Genomic DNA, 6,657 nt, shown 5'->3' with positions numbered 1-6,657 from the left:
CAGACCGTTTTATATTTTTGGCGCAGTAGCTCAGTTGGTAGAGCAACGGATTGAAGCTCCGTGTGTCGGCAGTTCGATTCTGTCTTGCGCCATTTTGGAGGAATAGCGAAGTGGCTAAACGCGACGGACTGTAAATCCGTTCCTTAGGGTTCAGTGGTTCGAATCCACTTTCCTCCATTTAAAAGTAGGGATATAGTTAAACGGTATAACTACGGTCTCCAAAACCGTCATTGTGGGTTCGATTCCTACTATCCCTGTTAAAATTTATGGCGATTGTGGTGAAGTGGTTAACACAGCGGATTGTGGTTCCGCCATTCGTGGGTTCGATTCCCATCAGTCGCCCTTAGTTTTAAATTTTTGCCAAGTGTTTTATGGCGATTGTGGTGAAGTGGTTAACACAGCGGATTGTGGTTCCGCCACTCGTGGGTTCGATTCCCATCAGTCGCCCTTAACTTTAAATTTTTGGGGTATCGCCAAGCGGTAAGGCAACAGACTTTGACTCTGTCATGCGTTGGTTCGAATCCAGCTACCCCAGTTTTTCTCTATTAGAGAAATTTACATTGCAATATGGCGGTATAGCCAAGTGGTAAGGCAGAGGTCTGCAAAACCTTCATCACCGGTTCAAATCCGGTTACCGCCTTGCAAAATTATTTCATGCCGGCGTGGCGGAATTGGCAGACGCGCTGGACTCAAAATCCAGTGCCCGCGAGGGCGTGCCGGTTCGACCCCGGCCGCCGGTATAAAAACTGTTAAATCATTGATTTAACAGTTTTTTTGTTTAGTAAATAGTTATTGTTTATAAATACTATGAGCTAGCATAACAGCTTGAATTCATAACTAAAATAATATAATATTGGATTAATTCATTTTTTGGAGGTGAAATTATGATTTTTACTCCTCTTTGCGAGTGCGATGTGCCTGATTTCCGTTAAAAAAATATTTTTGATATTAACGGAGGACTATTGATTATGAATATAGTAAAAGAAACACCTAAATTAAAGAAAGCCCAACTTGTAGTATCTACATTTGATTTATGTAATAGAAAGTATGATAAAAATCTTTGGGAAAATTTTTTAACACCAATGATTGCTGAAATAGAAAGTACAATAACATTAGAAGGTATACTTGATAATAAAAGAATTAAGCAAACTAAATTGTTTTATAAAGGTCTTGGGCTCGATCCTTCTCGTCATCGGCCTTCGTCAGATAGCTTATTAAGAAGAATAGTTAAGGGGTAAGGATTATATCAAATCAATGAGCTTGTAGATTTGAATAACTATCTTTCTTTGAAACTGTATTTACCGATTGGCAGTTATGATCTATCTAAATTGAATGATGATCTTTCTTATTTGGTAGCAAGTAAAGGTGAAGAATATGAAGGGATCGGAAAAGGCATGATCAAAATCAGCAATTTTCCTGTGTTGAGTGATTCACTTGGTCCTTTTGGTAGTCCGATCTCTGATTCAACTAGAGCGATGATTTCGCTTGAAACGAAAAAAGCCATGCTCGTGGTCTATAGTTTTGATGAGTCACCTCTGGACTGCAGGCAATAAAAAGTGAAGTTGAACAAGCCATCAATGGCATATTTGGAACGACTGAAATACAAACAACAATTGTAGTATAATAGTGCTTCTGTATCTAAATATACTGACTAGATTAAATGATGAATACAATTAAAAAGGATCTATTGCCTTAATTTTGAGAGCTATTATAAAAGCCAACGTATATCATACGTTGGCTTTTAATCTATAAGTAAATTAAAATAGCGCAGATATTATCCATTTAAATACTTAGGAGATAGTTATTAATTTTTAAAGAAAAGATTCGTTCATAAAAAAGGCTGTGATATAGAAAACCTCATCTTTCGGAATATCGATCCCGTAATAAGTTTCCAGTAGCTTTATATTTTGGGCTACTTTGTAGATTTCTGTTTGATACTTTTCTTTAAAAGATTCTGTTTTAGGAAAACTACTTACATTCTTTCCTTGAAGTAGGCGGTCGATCATGCAGATTACGTGGCAAGCTAAACCGACTTTGATTTCATATGAAAGAAGTGGCGTTATTTCTTCAGCTAGTGTTTCGACCCAATCTCTAGTTGTTGAAATCAGTTTTTCACCGTGAGGGTAATCCAACATATCTGTGATATTGAGGCGCATACCTTCAAAAGCAAGTTCATAGTCAATTAACGCCTGAATCTTTGTAGTATTAGTTTCATTTAAAGCATCATTGATAGAGAAATGCGGTGTACTCAAACCTATTTGAAAAGTTCCAATAGTACAGATGATTTTACCAGTTTTATTTAAGCTATTGACCGTTTTTGTCACTAAATCAGCATCTGCTACCTGCAAAGAAACGATTTCACATGAACCTCCTCTTAAGTTTAAGCGTGAGCGGAGCATTTTTTTTATAAGCTGCGCAGAGCCTTCGCCAGTTGAACATAATGTTAGCAAATAGAATGTACGTTGTTCTAGCGCAATCGCTGCCTTTTGCTGGTAGGTAGAAAGACCTCTGATATTTACGGTTGATTCATATACTTCATTTAAGGTAGCACCCAAAGCTGCTTTTCTGCTAGCTTCTAAAACGTGTAGTGTACTCACTAACTCGATACAACGGATATCCGTAACGGTGTATTCTTTAAGTTCGTCACTAAAATTGATGAGTGATCCCATATCAACAAGTAATAAAACATCTTTCTGTTCTTTTTTTTGTTTAAGATATTCTTGAATTCGAGTCAATATCACCCTTGGTTTTTCTTCGAGAGGCATATCAAATCCAAACGCAATATTTTCGCCCAGCAGCTTATTGACGACATTAGCCATACTAGTCGCTGTCGACTCCCCATGAGCAACAACAATGACTTCTACTTTGATTCGTTTTTTTTGTTTAGTTTCATCTGCTGTAAAAAATAGTGCTAAAAAGCCAGCTTCATCTTCAGGCAATTTTACGCTAAAATCTGTTTCAATCACAGACAAGCAGTGCTGGGCTGTTTCAAAGAGTTGCGGATGGTTATTTTTTATTTCATCGATCCTCGGATTTTTGATCGTTTGTCCACGTTTGATTCGTTGGATCGTATTATATAAGTGAAGAGCGATTCCATAGCGAACATTATCAGACAGATAGCAATTTAATAAACGAGCAGCTTTTTCACATACCTTACTGGAAGTAGCAAGAATTTCAGAGCCGACGATCTGCTCTAAATTTTGAAGATCAGCTGAAGAATCACTTGCATAGGAGCGATAATAATTAGTGATCGTTGTGTCTATGATTTCAGAAGTTTGCGTACTATCTAATCCAATTCGTTCCATATCATTCATTTTTTGTTCAATGATTTGATAAATGTCGTCACCCTTGTTGTCTTTTGGAACAAAAAGTGTCGTAGTATCGTCATCAAAAAGAAAAAAACGACTGTTCATATTTGGCAGTAGAAGCCAGATTTTCTGCCTTTCTTCAACATTATAAAGACCTTCCCGGATATAGTGAGGCAATTCATAACTGCTGATTTTTAGTGCCTCTTCTTGTCGAGCAATAAATTGAGAGTAGGCCTTAGCGCATAAAAGCTGGATATCTGCTTTTAACTGCCCGACATTATTCGCACAATGATAGCCTAATAAGGCGCGAATCGTATTTGTAGATACTTCGATCGGTGATTTCAGCTTTTTAGTTTCTTCTTGAAAAAAAGTTGAGATCAACGTCAACCGTTCTTCTAATCCACGTTCCTCCAAATTAGGAATATTGATCCTCATTGGGATTCTACGAATGAATGTTTGAAGCAGGTTTGAAGAAATATCTTCAGTTGTAGCACAAATCAATAGCACTTGAGCCTTTCTTTCGCTCGTTGTTTCTCCTAATCTTCGGTAGATTTCCTTATCTATAAAAGTGAAAAGCATCTCCTGACCTTCTGGAGGCAGCCGATGTATTTCATCAAGAAACAAAATACCGCCATCTGCTTCCTCTAACAAGCCAGCACGATCGCTGTCCGCTCCTGTATATGCCCCTTTAGATATACCAAAAATCGAACCTACAAGTAATTGAGGATTATTCGCATAGTCGGCACAATTAAATGTGACAAATTTAGAATCCGCTTTCAATTTATTTTGTGATTTTGCATAAGTAAAGATCAATTCTGCAAACATACTTTTTCCAACACCCGTTTCACCTGTTAAAAGGATATGCATACCTTTTGGCGGATACAAGACCGCTGCCTTTGCTTGTTCACTGCAATGAAATAGGCTAGGACTTTTCTTAGTAAATGTATCTAAAATGTTTTCCTTACTTTGAATGTTTGGCGTAGTTGAAAAAAAGTAGATCGGTTTTGTTCCGGTCTTTTTTGCTTTATTGAGCTTAACAAGCTGGTTTAGATCACTGCTGACATTTGCTCTAGTGATCCCTAGTTTTTCAGCAATCTCCATTGCAGTTGCCGGTTGGCTTTTTGTGTAAGTTGCAAGGATTTCAGCAACTTTATCGATTCGTTTCATAATTCTTCCCCAGTCTTTCATCAATAATCTTTCCATTTAAGTATAATGTTCGCAAACTGAATAGTCAAAGTCATGTGTTTCGTTTTATAAAAAAAGTGTTTGATAAAGTGTTTTAATTTTAATGCAAAAGAAACACATAGGCATAATTCACTATATGGAGTGTTGGTTGAGTGTTTGGCATGAAAATTGCTTTATAGAGAGATGACTAGGATATATTTGAGAGGAGAAGGTCAGATGATTTCAGAAACAGATGTGATGCAGATCATTGTTTATGCAGGAAATGCAAAATCTCTAGCAATGAATGCAATCAAAGAAGCTAAAAAAGGGGATGTTGGGTCTGCTAAAAAACTTTTAGAGGAAAGCAAAGACAACTTAAAAATTGCTCACCAGCAGCATACAACTATTTTACAGAATTTTGCCAGTAATCCGGATGAACCTGCGACGATGTTTTTGACCCATGCGCAAGATCACATGATGGCAGCTATAACGGCTACGGATTTTACAAAAGAATTTATTGATTTGCATGAAGAAATGCGGGAATTGCGTAACTTAATTAAAAAGAGTGCTTAAAAATAATAGAAAAGGTGATCAGAATGAAAATTACGTTAGCGTGTGCAGGTGGAATGTCTACAGGAATGTTAGTCAAAAAAATGGAAGAATATGCTTCTTCACAAGGAATTGAGGCTGATATTTCAGCATGTGGTCTAAGTGAATTAGAAGAAAGAGTGACAGGATCGGATATTATATTACTCGGTCCGCAAGTTGGATATCAGCAGGAAGACGTGAAAAAAGAGTATCCTGAGATTCCTGTTTTAGTGATCGAGATGATGGATTATGGAATGATGAACGGAGAGAAAGTATTTAAGAAGGCACAAGAAGTTATTGCAGCTAAATCAAAATAGAAAAAGGAGAATGACAAATGTCAGAAGTGAAAAAAAGTTCATTTATCAATGGGTTGAATGTGTTTGTCAATAAATTTTCAAATAATACTTTTGTAAAAAGTATTGCTAATGGGATGATGATGACTCTGCCGATCACGATCGTTGGGAGTTTGACGACGATCATTGGTATGATTCCAGGATTACCGGAAATCGTGACAAAAGCATGTTCGTTAGGTACTTCGATTTCAAGTAATTTGATCACGATCTATATTATTATTGGGATTTCTTGCGCGATGGCAAGAGAGAAGAAAGGGGACACGATCGCGTCAATTATTTTGTCATTGGCTTCTTTCTTTGTTTTAACACCGATCACCGCTTTTGATATCGGCGGAGAAAAGCCTGCAATGGCGTATGAGCTGACTTATTTAGGATCTAAAGGGATTTTTGTTGGAATGATCGTAGCGTTAGTTGTGACATGGCTATTTGCTAAAATGGTCGAAAAAAGAATTACATTCCGTATGCCGGAAAGTGTACCAACAGCTATTGCAAAGACATTTGAAGCAATCGTACCAGCAGCTATTATATTTATCGTTGTTATTATAATCAGTACATTGTTTGCAGAAACAAGATTTGGGAATGTCCATGATTTTATTTATACTAATTTACAAACTCCTCTTGAATCATTGGGTGGTTCGATTTGGTCAGCGTTGTTCATTATGTTTTTATCTGAGTTACTTTGGTTTTTTGGAATTCATGGCAGTATGGTCGTTGGATCAGTGATCGCTGTTTTATTTACGTCACAAGCTTATGCTAATATGGAAGCTGTTGCTGCTGGAGAAGCTGCTACGAATATCATCAATTCATTTTTCTTAGATGCATTTAAAGGACCAAGAGCTTTGGCTTTAGCAGTGATCTTAGTCTGGATGAGCAAAAGCGAAAAATTCAAATCGATTGGAAAAATCTCATTCATTCCAAGTATTTTTGGGATCACAGAACCGATGAAATTTGGGATTCCGATGATCATGAATGCAGTCATCTTTATTCCTTTGACACTCTCAGCGGCAGTTTGTGTGGGCATTGCCTATATTGCAACAATCATTGGATTTTTACCGGTGATCAGCGTGAATGTGCCGAAAAATCTTCCGACATTTTTATCTGGATTTATGGCAGCAGGCTGGCAAGGATTAGTGGTACAGCTGATCCAGTTTGTTGTGGTACTATTGTTATATCTACCATTCATAAAAAAATTAGATAAACAAGGAGTCATTGAAGAAGCTGCAACGCTTGAAAATCAATAGGAG

6 protein-coding genes and 9 tRNA genes (1 of these 15 only partly in view) are annotated in these 6,657 nt (G+C 37.1%); 14 read left to right on the top strand and 1 reads right to left on the bottom strand.

The window, feature by feature from the left end; genetic code table 11:
* From A5889_RS03050 to A5889_RS03000, 11 genes are all read left to right on the top strand, one after another.
* Positions 1–7, top strand: a tRNA-Asp gene (locus A5889_RS03050) (it extends 67 nt beyond the left edge of the window).
* A gap of 12 nt (positions 8–19) precedes the next feature.
* Positions 20–92 (top strand) — tRNA-Phe (locus A5889_RS03045).
* Positions 93–96: 4 nt separating this feature from the next.
* Positions 97–177: transfer RNA gene (locus A5889_RS03040), tRNA-Tyr, on the top strand.
* 9 nt (positions 178–186) lie between these two features.
* Positions 187–257: transfer RNA gene (locus tag A5889_RS03035), tRNA-Trp, on the top strand.
* A gap of 12 nt (positions 258–269) precedes the next feature.
* A tRNA-His gene (locus tag A5889_RS03030) sits at positions 270–342 on the top strand.
* 32 nt (positions 343–374) lie between these two features.
* A tRNA-His gene (locus tag A5889_RS03025) sits at positions 375–447 on the top strand.
* A 16-nt stretch (positions 448–463) separates the two neighbouring features.
* Positions 464–535: transfer RNA gene (locus tag A5889_RS03020), tRNA-Gln, on the top strand.
* Positions 536–569: 34 nt separating this feature from the next.
* A tRNA-Cys gene (locus A5889_RS03015) sits at positions 570–640 on the top strand.
* A gap of 16 nt (positions 641–656) precedes the next feature.
* Positions 657–740: transfer RNA gene (locus tag A5889_RS03010), tRNA-Leu, on the top strand.
* A gap of 228 nt (positions 741–968) precedes the next feature.
* A complete protein-coding gene (locus tag A5889_RS03005; protein ID WP_087640378.1) occupies positions 969–1,238 on the top strand; it encodes a hypothetical protein in 270 nt (89 codons plus the stop codon).
* A gap of 30 nt (positions 1,239–1,268) precedes the next feature.
* Positions 1,269–1,553, top strand: coding sequence for a phenylalanine--tRNA ligase beta subunit-related protein (locus A5889_RS03000; RefSeq protein ID WP_176372785.1), 285 nt, complete (start codon positions 1,269–1,271; stop codon positions 1,551–1,553).
* A 258-nt stretch (positions 1,554–1,811) separates the two neighbouring features.
* Here the strand turns inward: A5889_RS03000 and A5889_RS02995 are convergent, their stop codons facing one another.
* Entirely contained in the window at positions 1,812–4,475 is a 2,664-nt protein-coding gene (locus A5889_RS02995) for a sigma 54-interacting transcriptional regulator (RefSeq protein WP_087640447.1), read from the bottom strand.
* Between the two features lie 234 nt (positions 4,476–4,709).
* On the opposite strand from A5889_RS02995, the gene A5889_RS02990 reads away from it, so the two are divergent.
* From A5889_RS02990 to A5889_RS02980, 3 genes are read left to right on the top strand one after another with little or no spacing between them, the layout of a single operon-like run.
* A complete protein-coding gene (locus A5889_RS02990; protein WP_087640376.1) occupies positions 4,710–5,045 on the top strand; it encodes a PTS lactose/cellobiose transporter subunit IIA in 336 nt (111 codons plus the stop codon).
* 23 nt (positions 5,046–5,068) lie between these two features.
* Positions 5,069–5,377 (top strand): PTS sugar transporter subunit IIB, encoded by a 309-nt coding sequence (locus A5889_RS02985; RefSeq protein ID WP_087640375.1) that lies wholly within the window; start codon positions 5,069–5,071, stop codon positions 5,375–5,377.
* Positions 5,378–5,394: 17 nt separating this feature from the next.
* Complete coding sequence (locus A5889_RS02980; protein ID WP_087640374.1) at positions 5,395–6,654, top strand: PTS sugar transporter subunit IIC; 1,260 nt, start codon at positions 5,395–5,397, stop codon at positions 6,652–6,654.
* Positions 6,655–6,657: the final 3 nt, after the last annotated feature.

Source organism: Enterococcus sp. 9D6_DIV0238, assembly GCF_002174455.2.
GTDB classification, from domain to species: Bacteria; Bacillota; Bacilli; order Lactobacillales; family Enterococcaceae; genus Enterococcus_L; species Enterococcus_L dunnyi.
The sequence above is the reverse complement of the archived record's forward strand: the minus strand, read 5'-3'. Positions and strand labels throughout refer to the sequence as shown.

Coding starts and splice junctions, on each gene's coding strand:
- A5889_RS02980 (WP_087640374.1), top strand. CDS start 5,395: ATGTCAGAAGTGAAAAAAAGTTCATTTATCAATGGGTTGAATGTGTTT.
- A5889_RS02985 (WP_087640375.1), top strand. CDS start 5,069: ATGAAAATTACGTTAGCGTGTGCAGGTGGAATGTCTACAGGAATGTTA.
- A5889_RS02990 (WP_087640376.1), top strand. CDS start 4,710: ATGATTTCAGAAACAGATGTGATGCAGATCATTGTTTATGCAGGAAAT.
- A5889_RS02995 (WP_087640447.1), bottom strand. CDS start 4,475: ATGAAACGAATCGATAAAGTTGCTGAAATCCTTGCAACTTACACAAAA.
- A5889_RS03005 (WP_087640378.1), top strand. CDS start 969: ATGAATATAGTAAAAGAAACACCTAAATTAAAGAAAGCCCAACTTGTA.